Genomic DNA, 2,330 nt, shown 5'->3' with positions numbered 1-2,330 from the left:
CGCGAGTGACCGCGCATGACCGACGCAGCACATAGCGCAGCCTCGGCCCGGCTCGCGGCAGGCGGGCTGATCGATCGCACCCAACCGATGTCGTTCGCGTTCGACAGCCGCGACTACGCGGGCTTCGCCGGCGATACGCTGGCCTCGGCGCTGCTCGCCAACGACGTCAAGCTGGTCGGCCGTTCGTTCAAATATCACCGCCCGCGCGGCATCTTCACTGCGGGCTCCGAAGAACCGAACGCGCTCGTGGAGCTACGCGAGGGCGCGAGGCGCGAGCCCAACACCCGCGCCACCATGGTCGAACTGTTCGACGGACTGCGGGCGAGCAGCCAAAACCGCTGGCCGTCGCTGGCGTTCGACGTCGCGTCGGTGAATTCGCTGCTGTCGCCATTCCTGGCCGCCGGCTTCTACTACAAGACCTTCATGTGGCCGGCCGCCTTCTGGGAGAAGGTATACGAGCCGGCGATCCGCCGCGCCGCGGGGCTCGGCCGCGTCAGCGGCGAAGCCGATCCCGACAGCTACGACAAGAGCCACGCCTTCTGCGATCTCTTGGTGATCGGCGGCGGCGCGGGCGGACTGATGGCGGCGCTGGCGGCGGGCCGCGCCGGCGCACGCGTCGTGCTGTGCGACGAGGATTTCGTGATCGGGGGACGACTTAATGGCGATCGCCGCGAGGTCGGAGGGCGGAGCGGCGCCGAATGGGCCACTAACGTCGTCGCCGAACTCCGCGCCATGCCGAACGTGCGGCTGCTGCGCCGGACCACGGTGTTCGGCGTCTATGACGGCGGCACTTACGGCGCCCTGGAACGCGTCAGCGATCATCTGCCGGTGCCGGCGCCGCATCAACCGCGCCAGCGCTACTGGAAAATCGTCGCGCGCCGCGCCGTGCTGGCTTCCGGCGCGATCGAGCGGCCGATCGTGTTCGGCGGCAACGACCGGCCGGGCGTGATGCTGGCCTCGGCAGTACGCACCTATCTGAATCGCTTCGCCGTCGCACCGGGACGCCGCGCCGCTGTGTTCACTTGCGGCGATGATGGTTGGACCACAGCCTTCGATCTGGCTGCGGCCGGCGTCGAAGTCGCGGTCATCATCGATAGCCGCGGCGAGCCGCCGCCGCATCTGATCGCGCAGGCCAAGCAGGCGGGAATTCGCGTGGTGGTCGGCGCCGAAGTAATCGACACCGCCGGCCGCTTGCGGCTGTCGCGGATCACGGTACGTGACGGCAAGGGACAGATCAGTCGCTTCGATGTCGATCTGCTGGCGGTCTCCGGCGGTTGGGGCGCCAATCTCGGACTGACGACGCATCTCGGCAGCCGTCCCGAGTGGTCGGAGGCGCTGGCGAGTTTCGTGCCGTCGACGCTGCCGCCCGGTATGACGGCGGTCGGCGCCGCCGCCGGACATTTCGGCCTCACTGACGCGCTGGTCGAGGGCGCTGCCGCCGGGGCGGCGGCCGCCGAAGCGCTCGGGCTCAAGCCGCACGCCGTCGAGATTCCCGCGACCGACCCCGAGCCCACCAACGCAACGCCGACCTGGTCCGGCACCACGCCGCGCTCCAAGGCCTTCGTCGATCTGCAGAACGACGTCACCAGCGCCGACGTCGCGCTGGCGGCGCGCGAAGGCTTCAAGTCGGTCGAACTCTTGAAGCGCTACACGACGCTCGGCATGGCCACCGACCAGGGCAAGACCTCGAACGTCAACGGCCAGGCCATCATGGCGAAGCTGACCGGGCGCTCGATGTCGCAGGTCGGCACCACGATGTTCCGGCCGCCGCAGGTCCCGGTCGCGATCGGCGCCTTCGCCGGTCATCATCGCGGCCGGCAATTCCGGCCGACGCGCTACACCGCCGGGCACGAATGGGCGAAGCAGCAAGGCGCCACCTTCGTCGAGACCGGGCAATGGCTGCGCGCCCAGTGGTTCGCGCAAAGCGGCGAGACCGATTGGCTGCAGACCGTCAACCGCGAGGTCCGCGCGACTCGGACGAATGTCGGCGTGTGCGACGTCTCGACACTCGGCAAGATCGACGTCCAGGGCAGCGATGCCGGCGTATTTCTCGACCGCATTTACACCAACACGTTCTCGACCCTGCCGGTCGGCAAGGTGCGCTACGGCCTGATGCTGCGCGAAGACGGCATCGCCTTCGACGACGGCACCTGCGCGCGGTTCGCCGACGATCACTTCATGATGTCGACCACCACCGCCAATGCCGGCGCGGTGATGCAGCATCTCGAACACGCCCGCCAGGTGCTGTGGTCGCAGCTCGATGTCCAGCTCGTCTCGGTCACCGAACAATGGGCCCAATACGCGGTCGCCGGCCCCCGCGCCCGCGATCT

At 68.9% G+C, this 2,330-nt stretch carries 1 protein-coding gene; it reads left to right on the top strand.

Going from position 1 to position 2,330, the window contains the following annotated elements; translation table 11 throughout:
• Window positions 1–15: 15 nt before the first annotated feature.
• On the top strand, window positions 16–2,330 hold a 2,315-nt coding region (locus I5M_RS24050; RefSeq protein ID WP_022723726.1), incomplete at its 3' end, for a 2Fe-2S iron-sulfur cluster-binding protein.

It is taken from the genome of Rhodopseudomonas sp. B29, assembly GCF_000333455.1.
Lineage (GTDB): Bacteria > Pseudomonadota > Alphaproteobacteria > Rhizobiales > Xanthobacteraceae > Rhodopseudomonas.
Note: the sequence above shows the minus strand (reverse complement) of the source record. Positions and strands in the feature narration are given on the sequence as shown.